Origin of the sequence: Holdemanella porci (assembly GCF_019052655.1) — a bacterium.
GTDB lineage: Bacteria > Bacillota_I > Bacilli_A > Erysipelotrichales > Erysipelotrichaceae > Holdemanella > Holdemanella hominis.
Genome location: NZ_JAHQVB010000053.1, coordinates 1 through 15,396, shown reverse-complemented (window position 1 = coordinate 15,396; position 15,396 = coordinate 1). Strand labels below are relative to the sequence as shown.

Below are 15,396 nucleotides of genomic sequence, written 5' to 3'. Positions count from 1 at the left end.
ATTTTTAGAATATGAGTGTAATTTTGTCTTGACAAAGGTCACTTCATAACAGGTGTTTGAAAAGGAAGTATTTGATCAAGTTTTACATTTTGTGATGGAAGAACTCGCAAAAAAGATTGCGGCCGATGGCGAGGGTGCTGGTAAATTAATGACAGTAACTGTGAATGGTGTAGATGCTTTAGAAAATGCCCAAACTTTGGCAATGTCCGTATGTTCTTCTTCTTTAGTTAAGGCAGCCATGTTTGGTGCGGATGCCAACTGGGGAAGAGTCATTTGTGCACTTGGCTATTCGGGTGTGGAATTTGATCCAGAACTTGTAGATATTTCATTTAAATCCAATGATGAAATTCTTTGTTGCGAAAGCGGGAAAGGCTTGGATTTTGATGAAGAAAAGGCGAAATCCATTCTTTTACAGGAAGAAATTGAAATTATTTGCGATATGCATAGTGGAAATGAGTCATGTACTTGTTGGGGATGTGATCTAACATATGACTATGTAAAAATCAATGGAGATTATAGAACATGATCGATGCGAATGTACTTGTAGAGGCTTTGCCTTATGTTAAAGAATATTCAGGACAAATCGTAGTTGTGAAATATGGTGGAAATGCCATGATTGATGAAGAATTGAAGGCTGCCGTTATAAAGGATGTAACATTATTAAATCTATTAGGGGTACACGTTGTTTTAGTACATGGTGGTGGTCCTGAAATTAATGAAATGTTGTCTAAGACAAACAAAGAATCAAAGTTTTTAAATGGTTTACGTGTTACAGATGATGAAACAATGGATATTGTTCAGATGGTTCTTTGTGGAAAAGTAAACAAAAATCTAGTCAATCTATTAGATAAGGGAATTGGATTGAGTGGAGTCGATGGTAGTTTGTTTGAGGCGAGTTGTTTAGATTCAAAAATGGTCAACGTAGGAAAGATAGAAAAGGTAAATCCCCAAATTATTTTGGATACCTTTGAAAATGGCTATATTCCCGTTGTATCAAGTGTTGCTAAGGCAATAGATAAACTAGGTATTTACAATATCAATGCCGATCTTGCAGCTAGTGAGCTAGCGATTAGTCTACATGCCAAAAAATTGATTTTATTAACGGATGTCAAAGGATTGATGAAAGATCCTAAGGATGAATCTACTTTGATGGAAAGAGTCAAGGTATCTCAGATTCCTTTATTAAAGAAAGAAAAAGTGATTACGGGTGGTATGATCCCAAAAATCGAATGTTGTGTAAAAGCCGTGCGTGAAGGTGTTGAAAGTGTCAATATTCAAGATGGAAGAGTCATGCACTCTTTGTTGATAGAACTATTAAGTGATGAAGGTGTAGGAACCTTGATTGAATAGGAGGAAAGTTATGGAAGAATCAATATATTTAATGCATACCTATAATCGTTTCAACATTGAAATGGAAAGTGGGCAAGGATGCTATTTAAAAGACACAAATGGGAAAGAATATCTCGATTTAACAAGTGGAATTGGTGTGAATTGTTTAGGTCATAATCATCCTGTGCTTGTAGATGCCATTCAAAAACAAGTGGCAACTTTAATGGAATGTTCCAACTTGTATTACAGTAAACCAATGGTGGATGCTGCTAAAAAGTTAGTTGAATATACTGGACTTAGTAAGGTATTCTTTTCAAATTCAGGAGCCGAAGCCAATGAAGGAATGATCAAACTTGCCAGAAAATATTCCTATGATAAATATGGAGCAGGAAGAGATGTCATCATCACTTTAAAACAATCTTTCCATGGTCGTACCATCACTACTTTAAAGGCGACTGGACAAGATAAATTTCATCAATATTATTTTCCATTTACAGAAGGAATTGATTATGCTGCCGCAAATGATATTGAAGATTTAAAGAAGGTAGCCAATGAAAAAACGTGTGCCGTTATGGTGGAATTGATTCAAGGAGAAAGTGGAGTTGTTCCTTTGGACAAAGAGTATGTCAAAGCGGTAGAAGAATTCTGTCATTCTAAGGATATTTTAATCTTGGTTGATGAAGTACAAACTGGAATAGGGCACACAGGAACATTATTCTGTTTTGAACAATATAATGTTTTACCTGATATTGTCACAACCGCAAAAGCTCTTGGTGGAGGTGTTCCAATTGGAGCTGTGATTACAGGAGATAAGTGTAAGGACATATTTGGTCCGGGAGATCATGGTAGTACATTTGGTGGCAATCCATTAAGTTGTAAAGCTGCCGATACAGTTTTATCTATCGTGACAGAACACGGTTTTCTAGATCATGTAAAAGTTGTAGGTGCAGCTTTAAAAACAGGTATTGAAAATATTCATTCAGACAAGATCAAAGAGGTTCGTGGAATTGGTTTGATGCTTGGAATCGTTGTAGATCCAGATAAAAGAGCCGATTATGTACAGGCAATGATGGATAAAGGATTATTAACACTTACGGCAGGTAAGGATGCGATTCGTTTACTTCCACCATTGACATTAAGCTTAAAAGAGGTGGACGAAGCATTATCAATTATGAAGGAGGTGTTTGAATGAAACACTTATTAACGATGGAACAATTGAGTGAAAAAGAAATTCTTTCCATTTTAGAATTGGCGGATCAATTAAAATATGAAAGAAAACATCATATTGAACATCCTTTATTAAAAGGAAAAAGTATTGGCTTGATCTTTCAAAAGTCTAGTACAAGAACGCGTGTTTCCTTTGAAACAGGGGCTTATCAATTAGGAGCACAACCTTTATTTTTATCAAGTAGAGATCTACAGATCGGAAGAGGGGAGCCTGTACAAGATACAGCACGTGTTTTATCGCGTTATTTAGATTGTATTATGATTCGTACGTATGAACAAAAAGAAGTGGAAGATTTGGCAAACTTTGGATCGATTCCTGTTATTAATGGGTTAACGGATTATTGTCATCCATGTCAAGTGTTGGCTGATCTTATGACAATTCGTGAAAAATACGGATTATTAAAAGGCTTGAAGATGTGCTATATCGGAGATGGAGACAATATGGCTAATTCCTTGATCGTAGGTGGATTAAAGGTTGGTATGAAGGTGAGTGTGGCCACTCCAAAAGGATATGAGCCTGACAAGCATGTTTTAGAGTTTGCGAAAGATTTCAAAGACTTTGAACTCACAAATGATTGTATCAAGGCTATTCAAAATGCGGATGTTGTCATTACAGATACTTGGGCAAGTATGGGTATGGAAGCTGAAAAAGAAAAGCGTGCTAAAGATTTTGCAGGTTTCCAGGTCAATGCCGAATTGATGAAATATGCCAAAGCCAATGCGATGGTACAACATTGTTTACCAGCTTATCGTGGTCAGGAAATCACAGAAGAAGTATTTGAGGCCCATGCGAATGAAATCTTTGAAGAAGCAGAGAATCGTCTACATGCACAAAAGGCGGTCATGGTTCAATTGATGAAAGAAAAAGAGGATTAATTTCCTCTTTTTAAATACATTTTGTGATTTTCTTGTATAATTCAATACCGCTTAATAAGACTTCTTCGTCAAAGTCAAACTTGGCATTATGAAGTGCATATGGGGTTTGTGTGCCTAAAAAGAAGAATACGCCAGGCACTTCTTTTTGGTAGTACGCAAAGTCTTCGGCAATCATTTCAGGATTTCTTAATTGTCTGATTTCTGGGATTTTAGAAATTAGATCACTCACTAATTTCTCATCATTCATAACAGCTGGATAGCCTGTATTGATTGAAATATTGACTTTACAATTGTACTTCTTTTCTTTATCTGCACAAATTCTAAATATTTCTTCTTTCATGGAATCGAAGATATAATCTTGAAAAGCACGTAATGTTCCTTCAAGTCGAGTGTGTCCACTAATTACATTTCGTACAGTACCACTTTCCATTCTTCCAAAGCGAAGTAAGCGATAATATTCATTTGGGATTTCTTTTTCCATCGCATAAATTTCTAAAAGGATTTCAGCTCCAATTTCTAAGGCGTCAATTCCTTCTTTATATTTGGCGGCATGACTTTCTTTTCCATAAATATCAATGTTGATTTCACTAGCACGAGCCATAAATTCATTTTTTCGTGTGGCGACAACGCCTTTTTCAAGTACAGGCCATAAGTGAGTTCCAAAGATATATTGAACATGATATTTTTTTAGAATGTTATCTTCACAAATTAAATGTGCACCTCCTGGACTTTCTTCTCCGGGTTGGAAAATTAAAAGAATGTTTTTATCTAATGTTTTGTAATATGTATTTAATTCTTTCGCAAATCCTAGAAGCATGGCCATATGCCCATCGTGTCCGCAGGCATGCATTTTACCTGGATTTTTACTTTTAAATTCAAGATTTGTCTGTTCAGTCACAGGCAGTGCATCCATATCGCTTCGAAAGGCGAGAGTGTGTTCTTTTTGATTGTCAAAGTAAGCAAATATTGTACTTTTAAGTGGTACAGAAACTATACAATCGAATTCTTCTAATACACTTAAAATGTAATTTGTGGTTTCTGGTAAGTCTAGTTCTAATTCGGGAATCTGGTGAAGGTCTCTTCTATATTTTTTAATGGTTTCTAACATAAATTTCTCCTTTTTTGTATATTTTACATAGAAATGTAATAAAATACAAATTATCTTGAAACAAAATGTAAGTAGTGTTATAATTTTCACATCTTAGGATAGAGGTGCGAATACGACAAGTAAATACAGAGCTGGCGAGCGTTTGATGTATTTATGAAGCAAGTTTGCCGAATGTGTTTTTTAGGCATAAAGAACATGTGGGCCAATGGAGAATATCTGTTGGACTGTCTACGCTAGTAGGAGTGCTATCAAATGATTTTGTTTTATTTACATGTCAGTTTGATGGCTGGCATGTTTTTTAGTTTTAAGAGGTGAATTATGAAGATTTCAAATGTGGAAGTAAAGGATTTAGTAAATACATATGGTAGTCCTTTGTATGTATACAATCAAAGAATGATTGAAGATAAATTGAATGCGTTTAAAAATTGTTTAAAAAGTTCTGAATTTGAATGTGATGTGATCTATGCATCCAAGGCTTTTAACTGCAAGGCCATGATTCAATTGGTGTCAAAGATGGATTGTTCTTTAGATGCTGTCAGTGGTGGAGAATTATATACGGCTTATGCAGCTGGATTTGATATGGCTCGTGTTTATTTTCATGGCAATAATAAATCGATGGATGAGTTGAAAATGGCTTTGAAGTATAAAGTGGGAACGATCATTGTTGATAACCTTATGGAAGCTCAATTGTTGAGTGAATTGGCTAAGAATATTGATTATACTGTATCCATTTTATTAAGGGTCAACCCAGGTATTGAAGCACATACGCATGAATATATTGTGACAGCTAATATTGATAGTAAGTTTGGAATTTCAATTGAGAAAAAATCAGGTATTTTAGAATTGATTCAAATTATCAATGCTTGTCCAAACTTATCTTTTGATGGATTCCATGCACATATTGGATCGCAGATCTTTGACAAGGAAGCCTTTGTACAAGAAGTCAATAAGGTGTGTGAGTTTGTTTCAAACTTAGGTGTTGATGTATCCACATTAAATTTTGGTGGAGGTTTTGGCGCTGTATATACGGATGAAGATACACCCATTCCTGTGGATATAGTATGTGATACTTTGATTGAAGCCGTGAAATGTAATATAGAAAAATATGCATTAAATATCAATAAAATTTGTATTGAACCAGGACGAAGTATTGTGGCGGAAGCGGGAAGCACAGTTTATACAGTTGGTTTTATGAAGGAAACACCGCATAAAAATTATATCTTTGTGGATGGAGGTATGAGTGATAATATTCGTCCTGCATTATATCAGGCTAAATATAGTTGTGTGATTGATGGAAAAGAAAATGAAATGGCAAGTAAACACTACAAAGTCGCGGGTAAGTGTTGCGAATCTGGAGATGTGATCATTGAAGATGCATACTTACCTGAAGCAAAACCGAATGATTTGCTTGTAGTGAAAACTACAGGTGCTTATGGTTATTCTATGGCAAGTCACTACAATAAAGCGTGTGGCTTACCGGTCATTTTTTGTAAGGATGGAAATAGCCAGTGTGTGATTCGTGGTGAAAATTATGAAGATTTGATTCGATTGGAGAATGATTTATGCGCATAAAGTTTAGTAAGTATCATGGTTTAGGAAATGATTTTATTCTTACAAGATATATTGAAGGTATTGATATTCCAACATTGGTTCAAGCTTGTTGTTCTAGACATACAGGTATTGGTGCGGATGGAATGATTTTTGTGAAGGAAGATCCACTTGAAATGGTTTACTACAACCAAAATGGTTCTAGAGCTCCGATGTGTGGCAATGGCATCCGTTGCTTTGTGGCTTATTGTTTTGATGAAGGTATCAATACAGATGAAGTTGTTCCTGTACAAACCTTGGCTGGTGAAAAAATCGTACATCTTATATCTACGTCTCCATTTGAAGTTTGTGTAGATATGGAACAACCGTTGTATGATAATCATTTGATTGATGTAGATGAACATGAAAATGTGTGGAAAAGAGAAGTTTGTGGAGTGGATACATATAGTTTGTTTATGTCCACAACCCATACGGTTGTCTTTGTGGATGATGCGTTTAGTGAAAAAAATGTTGAACTAGGAAGAAGAATTTGTCACGATCCCTTATTTAAAAAACAAACCAATGTGAATTTTGTACAAGTGATAGATGATACACATATTACGGTTATGACTTATGAAAGAGGCTGTGGTATTACGCTTGCGTGTGGAACGGGCGCTTGTGCAAGTGTTGTCGTCGCAAATAAATTGGGCTTTGTTCAGAGTGAATGTGAAGTTCAATTAAAATTGGGTAGTTTAAAAATTGAAGCGAAGGACCATGTATATATGACGGGTCCTGCAAAAAAGATATGTGAAGGAGAATTTGTATGTTAAAAGGATCAATTGTAGCTTTAGTAACACCATTCCACGAGGATGGTACAGTGAATTTTGAAAAGTTAGGTGAATTGTTGGATTGGCAAATTGAAAATTCAACAGATGGAATCTTGATTTTAGGAACATCGGGAGAAAGTAGTACAATGACGCACGAAGAAGATGATGCGGTAGCTCTTTATACGATTGAAAGAGTCAATCATCGTGTACCTGTTATTGTAGGAGCGGGTTCAAACTGTACGCAAACGGCTTTGGAAAAAAGTTTGAAGTATCAGAATATGGGGGCTGATGCCTTACTGCTGATTAGTCCTTATTATAATAAAGCCAATACGCAAGGTATGATTCGTCACTTTACAACGGTTGCAGATGCCGTTCAAATCCCTATTATTTTATATAATGTGCCAGGACGTACGGGTTGTCACATTGATGAAGAGGCGGTTAAAGTATTGAGTAAACACCCAAATATTTGCGGCATCAAAGAGGCGAGTGGAAATATCAGTTATGCCACAAATATTGCGCGTTATTTAAGTGATGACTTTGTGATGTATTCAGGAAATGATGACATGATTACTTCGATGATGGCACTAGGTGCTAGTGGAGTCATTAGTGTTTTGGCAAACTGCTTACCTAAAGAAACACATGAAATTGTGCAGGATTATTTGGATGGAAATGTAAAGGCAAGCTTAGAAAAACAATTGAATTATTTAGATTTTATTCATGCTTTATTTATTGAAGTCAACCCAATTCCGGTGAAACAGGCATTGAATTATATGGGTAAAGAAGTTGGTGGATATCGTTTGCCTTTATGCGAAATGGATGAAGAGTATGCCAAAATTTTAAAAGCCGCAATGGAGGACTTGGGATTATGTTAAAAATAGCGATTGTAGGTACAGGAAAAATGGGTTCTCTTATAAAGGAAACAGCTCAAAATCAAGGTATGGAAGTAGTTCATTGTTTTGAGAAAGGAATCGATGATCATTGTATGGATGTAGATGTTGTGATTGATTTTTCACATCCCAATAATTTAGCGAGTGTCTTAAATTTTGTGAAAACGAAAAAGTGTGCTTTAATCTATGGAACAACGGGATTAAGTGAGAATCAAATCGATAGCTTAAAACAAGTTTCAGATGAAATCCCTTTATTTTATTCGGCAAACTTTTCATATGGTATTGCCGTATTTGAACAGATTCTAAAACAATTTGCGCCTTTATTAAAGAATGATTTTGATATGGAAGTACAGGAGATTCATCATAATCAAAAGCAGGATGCGCCTAGTGGTACAGCCAAAATGTTAGTGAATGCTTTAGATCCAGAAGATGAGTATACAAAGGTATATGGCAGAAGTGGTTTTACAGGAAAACGCCAACATGAAATTGGAATTCATTCGCTTCGTGGAGGTACTGTGGCAGGAGAGCATACAGTGTATTTCTTTGGAGATAATGAAACGTTAGAAATCAAGCATAGTGCTAATTCGCGCCAGATCTTTGTGAATGGCGCATTAAAGGCAGCCAAGTTTGTGGTCAATCAAAAACCAGGTTTATATAGTATGGAAGATATGATGTAGGAGGTATATATGGAAGCAGAACAAATTATTCGTTATATTCAAACGGCTGAAAAGAAAACGCCGGTAAAAGTATATTTTAATTCAGAAAGAGAGATTTCTTTTCCAAATTGTAAAGTCTTTGGCAATGTTGTATTTGGGGATTGGAAAGATATAGAACCTGTTCTTTTGATGAATCCAGAAGTGGACTATGAAGTCGAAAACAATTGTCGTAATAGTGCTGTTCCTATGTTGGATCTAAAAAATATTCATGCACGTATTGAACCAGGTGCATTTATTCGTGAACAAGTTGAAATTGGAGATAATGCCGTTATTATGATGGGGGCTATTATTAATATTGGTGCTGTCATTGGTGAAGGTACTATGATTGATATGGGAGCCGTTTTAGGTGGAAGAGCTACTGTAGGAAAACATTGTCATATTGGAGCTGGAGCTGTACTTGCAGGTGTCATTGAACCAGCTAGTGCAACACCGGTTATCATTGAGGATGATGTTTTAGTTGGTGCCAATGCCGTAGTGATTGAAGGGGTACATGTAGGTAAAAATGCTGTTGTTGCAGCTGGTGCCGTAGTTATTGATGATGTGCCAGAAAATGCGGTAGTTGCAGGATGTCCTGCAAGAGTCATTAAAATGAAGGATGAAAAGGCTACACAAAAGACAAAGTTAGAGGATGCTTTAAGGAATCTTTAGGGATTCCTTTTTATTTGTACATTACTAAAATACGTGATTTGCATGTAAATGGGGAGTGAACTTCAGAAAATGAATTGAAATTTAGTAATAATATAATGGAGATCAGTGATATTTATGGATGTATAAATATTGTGATTGTTTTTATATTGAAATGTTATAACAATAGTTTTATAATGAAATTGAATGTTATAACAATTAGACAGGAGGCAATTATGGAAATTAAAGACGCAAAAGTATTTCATGATTATTTAAATGGTGTAATTGAAGGTGAGGATGTAAAGAAGAGTACAAAATTGTATTCGAATGCTAAAACATTCTATAAGAGTGTGGATTCAAGTGTTTCAGATGATCAAATTATGTATGAAGTGTATTCGTATGAACATGATGGTTTGTGTTATGGATTGACTGTGATGCAGCCAGTATGCGTGAATGGCGAATGTAATGTAACGCGTGGACATTTCCATGAAAGTTTAGATTGTGATGAAATCTATTGTGGCATGGGTGGTGAAGGTCTTCTTTTATTGATGGATGAAGATTATCATTGTCATGCTGAAAAAGTAAAAGTGGGAAGTGTTCACTATATTAATGGTCATTTGGCACATCGCCTTGTGAATACGGGAAATAGTGAGTTGAAAGTACAATGTATGTGGCCAAGCAATGCGGGTCATGATTATAAGCGTGTAGAAGAGCATCCTTTTACAGTAAGAGTGTATAAGGAAAATGGTGAATTGAAGGTGGAGGAAGAATGAGTTATTTAAATTTTAAATCGGAATATGATCGTTTTCCTAAGACGACAATAAAGAATCATAGAGCGTTTCATGGATATGATGCAATTTATCAGGAGTTAAATAAGAAAATTAATAATAGGAGTGTTGTAGTCTTTGATTATTATCCAGGCGTAGATGAGAATGAAGTATATGAACTCATCAAACGCTTCAATTTTTCTTTGGAAATCAATATGCATGATATTTTTAAGGATGGAAAAACCATGGCCGAACAAATGAAATACAATCTAACGGATGATCGTGTGTTTGGTAAGATGTATTATGGTAATCTTGTGGATTTTATGGATGAAGATAAACTAGAAGAAGCTAAAGACAAAATCAATGAACATAAAGGCTCTGTCATTGTATATGGAGTGGGTGCTAGTTTAGTAAGTCATGGCGATATGTATGTTTACTTTGATATGGCACGTTGGGAAATTCAACTACGCTATCGTAAAGGGATGGCTAACTATAATGCGACAAACTTTGATGAAGATATTTTAAAGAAATACAAGCGTGGTTATTTTATTGAATGGCGTATTGCCGATAAGCATAAGGCTGAAAGATTTGAAAGTTTTGATTATGTGGTGGACACAAACAAATCAAACGATCCAAAGATGATTTCAAGTGATACTTTTAAAGAAAGTTTAAGTCTACTTGCTCAAAAACCATTTCGTACAGTACCATACTTTGATCCAGGCGTATGGGGTGGTCAATGGATGAAGGAAGTTTGTAACTTAGACAAGAATCAGTCCAATTATGCATGGAGCTTTGATGGTGTGCCAGAAGAAAACAGCATTCTATTTGACTATGATGGAGTTACATTTGAACTTCCAGCTATGGATTTAGTGTTGTATCAACCAAAAGAATTATTGGGAGAACAAGTCTATGCTCGTTTTGGGGCAGAATTTCCAATTCGCTTTGACTTTCTAGATACGATGGAAGGACAAAACTTGTCTTTACAAGTACATCCATTAACGGAATATATTAAAAAGAATTTTGGTATGAGTTATACACAAGATGAGAGTTATTATATTCTAGATGCCAAAGAAGATGCACATGTGTATTTAGGTCTAAAAGAAGATATTCAACCCAATGAAATGATTTCTGATTTAGAGTCTGCGCAACGTGGTGAAATTGTATTTGACGCGGATAAATATATCAATAAGTTTCCGGCAAAGAAACATGATCATTTCTTAATTCCAGCAGGAACTTGTCATTGTTCAGGAAAGAATGCGATGGTATTAGAAATTAGTGCTACACCTTATATCTTCACATTTAAATTGTGGGACTGGCAAAGACTAGGCTTAGATGGACTTCCTCGACCTATTAATATTGAACATGGAAAACATGTCATTCAATGGGATCGTACGACAAAATGGGTCAAAGAAAACTTGGTCAATGCGACTTATGAAGTAAAAGAAGATGGAAATGATTGTAAGATCGAACATACGGGACTTCATGAATTAGAATTTATTGAAACAAGAAGATATACAATCAACAATGATTCATTCCATAAAACACATGGTACAGTGAATATGTTGAATTTAATTGATGGAAAGAGTGCCATTATTGAAGGTGACTTTGAACCATTCATTGTGCATTATGCAGAAACCTTCATTATTCCTGCAAGTATCAAGGAATATACAATCAAGCCTTATGGTTGTGATGAAATTAAAGTGTTAAAGGCATATGTAAGAAACTAAAGTAATGGACATTTTTGGCCTAAAGAAAAAACCTGAGAGTTTATGATCTCTCAGGTTTTCTTAGCCTTTTAAGGCATCTAATTCTTCTTGAGTTAAAGCTCTAAATTCACCTAATGGTAAATCATTTAGTTTTAAAGGACCAAACTCAATACGTTGGAGATAGGTAACAGTGCAGTTTGCCTTTTCAAACATTCTTTTGACTTGATGGAATTTTCCTTCATGAATCGTTAGATAGGCTTTATTTGTATCTAAAATTTCTAGTTTTGAAGGGGCTGAAGTAAATTCCTCAAATTCCATAGGCTGATTAAAGAAGTCTACGGCATTTTCTGGTAAAGTTCCATCAAATTCAACATAATATTTTTTATCTACATGTTTTTTTGGTGATAATACTTCATGCGTTAATTTACCATCGTTACTGATGAGTAATAATCCTTCTGTATCTATATCCAATCTTCCAACTGGATACAAATCGTGTCTTTGGCTTTGGACAAGTTCCATGACTGTAGGATAGAGCATATCTTCTGTGGCGCTCACATAGCCTTGAGGCTTATTTAAAATATAGTATTCGTATTCTACATAGCTTACAGGTTCATCATCCACACAAACACGATCATCTTCTTTTACGTTATAGTCTGCCTTTTTTATGGTTTCATCATTAATGGTAACCCAGCCGTTTTTAATTAATTTTTTTACATCGTTTCTTGTGCCAAATCCCATATGTGATAAATATTTGTCAAGTCTCATTGATAACGCCATCCTTTCGCATATTTATTTTTTAATGAGCCTTTAGAAAGTTTCGCAAATCCTAAAGGGAAGTTATTTACGCAAACAAGTGTCCATCCAGATGTTTTTGAATCCAAATCTTTCACATCTAGAGTTTCACCTTTTAAGTATTTAATAACACGCTCATCTTCAATCGAGAAGTTTAATACATTTTTAAATTGTTCAGGACAAAGGGCAAGGGCAAGGCTTTGACTTGGCTCAAAATGTTTACCTTTAAGTTGACCTAATAATAAGCCAGATCTTAAGACGCGATAGCCTTTATAAGCTTGAAAATCACTGTTTAACCAGATGACCTTGTCCTTTTTGATTTTAATGGCTCCCTTATTTAATTTAACCAATCGTAAAAAATCAGTAACACAATCATCAAGCCTATCGCTTGGCTCCAGTCTTATTTTTTTATGTTTTGTTTCTCCGTCTTTGACAAGTAAAGCTACAAAGTGACCTTCTCCCTTGATTTTATGTGGATATAAACGAACACATTCCTTCATGTTTACACCTGGCATCATACCATCAATTTTATTAATAGGAACAAGATGTAAGTCTGGATGTTTGTCTAATACATCTTGAATAACTTCTTCATTTTCGTGAATCGAAAAAGTACAAGTGGAATAGACAATGGATCCACCTGGCTTTAACATGGATACAGCAGCATTTAAAATGGTTTTTTGAATAGGCGGATAGAACGTATCGTCTTTTTCAATCCAGCTTTTGATTAAGTCCGGCTCTTTTCGAAACATGCCTTCACCACTACATGGGGCATCCACTAGAATCTTATCAAATGTTTCTGGATAATGTTGTTCCATGTTTGTCAAATCTTCACTGGTAACCCAAGCATTGTCACAACCAAATAGTTCGATATTCTTTAAGAGTCCTTGGCATCTTGAAGAACTTATATCATTTGAAATTAAAAGTCCATTATGATTGAGCTTTGTCGCAAGCTTTGTGCTCTTTCCACCAGGAGCTGCACACGTATCTAATACAATATCATTTTCGTCTACAGGAAGCACTTGAGCTGGTAACATAGCACTTGGTTCTTGAAGATAGTAAAGGCCTGCATAATAGTAGGGGTGTTTACTGGGTTTATCTTCACTTGAATAATAGAAGCCATCGTTTGTCCAAGGGATGGGTTCTAGTTTAAAAGGGGAAATCTTTAAGAATTCTTCAACAGAAATCTTTAGTGTATTGACTCTTAAACCATAATATCTATCATGATCAAAACTATTTAGATAATCTCCATATTCTTCTTGAAGAAGCTCTTTCATTTGTTCTTTAAATTTAACTGGAAGTTCCATTATAGATCAAATGCCTTTCCAAGTGCTTGAACGGCTTTAACTTTATCTTTCTTTTCAATTGTTAATGAGATAGAGATTTCACTAGAAGTAATCATATAATACTTAATGCTATTTTCACTTAAGATGTTTAATACTTTACTGGCAATACCTGAATGTGTAGAAATACCAAGTCCTACTAAAGACAATTTAATGTATCCAAGCATTTGATGTACAGGATATTCTTTTGAGGCATGTTCCATGATTTGATTGCTTTGTTCTTCAGAACAATATAAAGTAAAGTTGGCTAGACCTTCATCATCTAATTGTTGTGAAATTGTATCTAGGTTGATATTTAAATCGGAAATCATCTTAAATAGTTTTCCTAAATAAACACCATCATTAGGTAAGTGCATAAAGCGCATGATCGCATAGTCATCTTTTACACTTAAACCTGTAATTGGCATATCTTCTAATTCTTTATGCATAATCCAAGTTCCTTTCTCTAAATCTGTTTCCAAAGCTTTTCCTAAGAAAAGGGGAACATTATATTTACTGGCTAGTTCGACACTTCGAGTTTCTAATACTCCAGCTCCTAAACAGGCCATCTGCATCATTTCTTCATAAGAAATGGATTTTAGCTTTTTAGCACGCGTATATAATCTTGGGTCAATTGTATAAACTCCATCTACATCGGTAAAAATGTGACATTGATAACCAAGTTTTGCGGCAATCGCAACCGCTGTTGTATCACTTCCACCACGACCTAAAGTAGTGATGTCTCCATATTCAGTAGCGCCTTGAAAGCCGGCTACAACAACAACTTTTCCCTGGTCTAAATGAGATTGTATTGTAGTTGTATCAATATCTTTGATCAAAGCACGAGAATGGTGTTTACTTGTTAGAAAACCGGCTTGATAGCCAGTTAAGCTGATTGCATCCACACCTATTGAATTCATCGCAATCGCAAGAAGTGTAATTGTTTGTTGCTCACCCGTAGATAATAAAGAATCCAATTCTCGTTTGTTTGGATTGTTTGTGACACTATGAGCTAATTCTATTAATTTATTTGTGGTTTTTCCCATGGCACTCGCAACAATGACTAGATTGTGACCTTGTTCTTTCATGTGTTTGGCATGAAATGCAATAGCCTGAATCTGTTCAATGGTTCCAACGCTGGTTCCACCATATTTTTCAACTATATTCATATTTTATTCTCCAACCACACTATTTTAGCATATAAAAAGCTGTCTTAGACAGCTTTTGTTGAATATATAAAACTGGATAGGGATAAATCAACCTTTAAAAGTCATAGGGATTTTAACTCTGAGAAAGAGATATCCTTTAAACACTTTTAGGGTGAACATTTCCTATCTTTTTGTTACAGTATTCTTAGAAGGGATTGGACGTAAATAAAAAAGGTAGAAATCCTTCACCGACCAAAGTTGCGATTTCTACCCGTCCTCTTAGACAATATTATGATACTGAAAATTACCAACGACTTCAACCTGATTTTGAACAAAGATGATTATCAAGCATTTGTTGCTTCGATTGATCTGCTTTCTTTACATTGTCCTGTTTGTGGTGTCGTTGGTCTTTTTATCTTATATGGACACTACAAAAGATTTGTGATTATTGATGATATTTCCAGTGGTGATTGTAAGATTCAAATTCCTGTTCAGCGTATCCAGTGTACTCAATGTAAATCCACTCATGCCTTGCTTCCAACT

16 protein-coding genes and 1 riboswitch are annotated in these 15,396 nt (G+C 35.2%); of the genes, 12 read left to right on the top strand and 4 right to left on the bottom strand.

Translation table 11 applies throughout. The annotated features are described in order from the left end of the window. Positions 1–52 precede the first annotated feature (52 nt). Genes KTQ83_RS09240 through argF form a run of 4 tightly spaced genes read left to right on the top strand, consistent with a single transcriptional unit; the run spans position 53 to position 3,432 of the window. On the top strand, positions 53–526 hold the full coding sequence (locus KTQ83_RS09240) for a bifunctional ornithine acetyltransferase/N-acetylglutamate synthase (protein ID WP_217256602.1): 474 nt from the start codon (positions 53–55) through the stop codon (positions 524–526). Beyond that, complete coding sequence (argB, locus tag KTQ83_RS09235) at positions 523–1,350, top strand: acetylglutamate kinase (protein WP_186999211.1); 828 nt, start codon at positions 523–525, stop codon at positions 1,348–1,350. Before KTQ83_RS09240 ends, argB begins: the two co-directional genes overlap by 4 nt. Positions 1,351–1,360: 10 nt before the next feature. Further along, the gene (locus KTQ83_RS09230; RefSeq protein WP_217256601.1) at positions 1,361–2,521 is read left to right on the top strand and encodes an aspartate aminotransferase family protein; all 1,161 of its coding nucleotides are present in this window, start codon (positions 1,361–1,363) and stop codon (positions 2,519–2,521) included. After that, entirely contained in the window at positions 2,518–3,432 is a 915-nt protein-coding gene (gene argF / locus KTQ83_RS09225) for an ornithine carbamoyltransferase (protein WP_217256600.1), read from the top strand. The genes KTQ83_RS09230 and argF overlap by 4 nt, the downstream gene beginning before the upstream one ends. A gap of 10 nt (positions 3,433–3,442) precedes the next feature. Here argF and KTQ83_RS09220 read toward each other — a convergent pair whose 3' ends face one another. Continuing rightward, positions 3,443–4,540, bottom strand: coding sequence for a M20 metallopeptidase family protein (locus tag KTQ83_RS09220; RefSeq protein WP_117923747.1), 1,098 nt, complete (start codon positions 4,538–4,540; stop codon positions 3,443–3,445). A gap of 91 nt (positions 4,541–4,631) precedes the next feature. Further along, positions 4,632–4,796, top strand: a riboswitch (Lysine riboswitch). Positions 4,797–4,858: 62 nt separating this feature from the next. Between KTQ83_RS09220 and lysA the strand changes: the two genes are divergently transcribed. The 7 genes from lysA to KTQ83_RS09185 all read left to right on the top strand — a co-directional run bounded on the left by lysA (position 4,859) and on the right by KTQ83_RS09185 (position 11,615). After that, positions 4,859–6,112, top strand: coding sequence for a diaminopimelate decarboxylase (gene lysA / locus KTQ83_RS09215; RefSeq protein WP_186999215.1), 1,254 nt, complete (start codon positions 4,859–4,861; stop codon positions 6,110–6,112). Beyond that, complete coding sequence (gene dapF, locus KTQ83_RS09210; RefSeq protein ID WP_217256599.1) at positions 6,103–6,897, top strand: diaminopimelate epimerase; 795 nt, start codon at positions 6,103–6,105, stop codon at positions 6,895–6,897. Before lysA ends, dapF begins: the two co-directional genes overlap by 10 nt. Continuing rightward, on the top strand, positions 6,891–7,766 hold the full coding sequence (dapA, locus tag KTQ83_RS09205) for a 4-hydroxy-tetrahydrodipicolinate synthase (RefSeq protein WP_244975827.1): 876 nt from the start codon (positions 6,891–6,893) through the stop codon (positions 7,764–7,766). The genes dapF and dapA overlap by 7 nt, the downstream gene beginning before the upstream one ends. Next, positions 7,760–8,458 (top strand): 4-hydroxy-tetrahydrodipicolinate reductase, encoded by a 699-nt coding sequence (gene dapB, locus KTQ83_RS09200; RefSeq protein ID WP_117923739.1) that lies wholly within the window; start codon positions 7,760–7,762, stop codon positions 8,456–8,458. The genes dapA and dapB overlap by 7 nt, the downstream gene beginning before the upstream one ends. 9 nt (positions 8,459–8,467) lie before the next feature. Then, positions 8,468–9,145 carry a 2,3,4,5-tetrahydropyridine-2,6-dicarboxylate N-acetyltransferase gene (gene dapD, locus KTQ83_RS09195; RefSeq protein ID WP_117923737.1) on the top strand — a complete coding sequence of 226 codons (678 nt, stop codon included), beginning with the start codon at positions 8,468–8,470 and terminating at the stop codon, positions 9,143–9,145. Positions 9,146–9,357: 212 nt separating this feature from the next. After that, complete coding sequence (locus tag KTQ83_RS09190; protein ID WP_117923735.1) at positions 9,358–9,894, top strand: glucose-6-phosphate isomerase family protein; 537 nt, start codon at positions 9,358–9,360, stop codon at positions 9,892–9,894. Continuing rightward, the gene (locus KTQ83_RS09185) at positions 9,891–11,615 is read left to right on the top strand and encodes a class I mannose-6-phosphate isomerase (protein ID WP_217256598.1); all 1,725 of its coding nucleotides are present in this window, start codon (positions 9,891–9,893) and stop codon (positions 11,613–11,615) included. The genes KTQ83_RS09190 and KTQ83_RS09185 overlap by 4 nt, the downstream gene beginning before the upstream one ends. Positions 11,616–11,675: 60 nt before the next feature. Here KTQ83_RS09185 and KTQ83_RS09180 read toward each other — a convergent pair whose 3' ends face one another. The 3 genes from KTQ83_RS09180 to KTQ83_RS09170 are packed head-to-tail and all read right to left on the bottom strand — an operon-like array spanning position 11,676 to position 14,874. Further along, positions 11,676–12,359: a pseudouridine synthase gene (locus tag KTQ83_RS09180; RefSeq protein WP_217256597.1), complete on the bottom strand. Its 684-nt coding sequence runs from the start codon at positions 12,357–12,359 to the stop codon at positions 11,676–11,678. Continuing rightward, a complete protein-coding gene (locus KTQ83_RS09175) occupies positions 12,356–13,690 on the bottom strand; it encodes an RsmF rRNA methyltransferase first C-terminal domain-containing protein (RefSeq protein ID WP_217256596.1) in 1,335 nt (444 codons plus the stop codon). The genes KTQ83_RS09180 and KTQ83_RS09175 overlap by 4 nt, the downstream gene beginning before the upstream one ends. Next, positions 13,690–14,874: an aspartate kinase gene (locus KTQ83_RS09170; protein WP_217256595.1), complete on the bottom strand. Its 1,185-nt coding sequence runs from the start codon at positions 14,872–14,874 to the stop codon at positions 13,690–13,692. Before KTQ83_RS09170 ends, KTQ83_RS09175 begins: the two co-directional genes overlap by 1 nt. A 270-nt stretch (positions 14,875–15,144) precedes the next feature. Between KTQ83_RS09170 and KTQ83_RS09165 the strand changes: the two genes are divergently transcribed. Continuing rightward, on the top strand, positions 15,145–15,396 hold a 252-nt coding region (locus KTQ83_RS09165; RefSeq protein WP_244975826.1), incomplete at its 3' end, for a DUF6431 domain-containing protein.

Coding starts and splice junctions, on each gene's coding strand:
- KTQ83_RS09185 (WP_217256598.1), top strand. CDS start 9,891: ATGAGTTATTTAAATTTTAAATCGGAATATGATCGTTTTCCTAAGACG.
- dapD (WP_117923737.1), top strand. CDS start 8,468: ATGGAAGCAGAACAAATTATTCGTTATATTCAAACGGCTGAAAAGAAA.
- KTQ83_RS09230 (WP_217256601.1), top strand. CDS start 1,361: ATGGAAGAATCAATATATTTAATGCATACCTATAATCGTTTCAACATT.
- KTQ83_RS09180 (WP_217256597.1), bottom strand. CDS start 12,359: ATGAGACTTGACAAATATTTATCACATATGGGATTTGGCACAAGAAAC.
- KTQ83_RS09170 (WP_217256595.1), bottom strand. CDS start 14,874: ATGAATATAGTTGAAAAATATGGTGGAACCAGCGTTGGAACCATTGAA.
- lysA (WP_186999215.1), top strand. CDS start 4,859: ATGAAGATTTCAAATGTGGAAGTAAAGGATTTAGTAAATACATATGGT.
- argF (WP_217256600.1), top strand. CDS start 2,518: ATGAAACACTTATTAACGATGGAACAATTGAGTGAAAAAGAAATTCTT.
- dapB (WP_117923739.1), top strand. CDS start 7,760: ATGTTAAAAATAGCGATTGTAGGTACAGGAAAAATGGGTTCTCTTATA.
- argB (WP_186999211.1), top strand. CDS start 523: ATGATCGATGCGAATGTACTTGTAGAGGCTTTGCCTTATGTTAAAGAA.
- KTQ83_RS09190 (WP_117923735.1), top strand. CDS start 9,358: ATGGAAATTAAAGACGCAAAAGTATTTCATGATTATTTAAATGGTGTA.
- dapA (WP_244975827.1), top strand. CDS start 6,891: ATGTTAAAAGGATCAATTGTAGCTTTAGTAACACCATTCCACGAGGAT.
- KTQ83_RS09175 (WP_217256596.1), bottom strand. CDS start 13,690: ATGGAACTTCCAGTTAAATTTAAAGAACAAATGAAAGAGCTTCTTCAA.
- KTQ83_RS09220 (WP_117923747.1), bottom strand. CDS start 4,540: ATGTTAGAAACCATTAAAAAATATAGAAGAGACCTTCACCAGATTCCC.
- dapF (WP_217256599.1), top strand. CDS start 6,103: ATGCGCATAAAGTTTAGTAAGTATCATGGTTTAGGAAATGATTTTATT.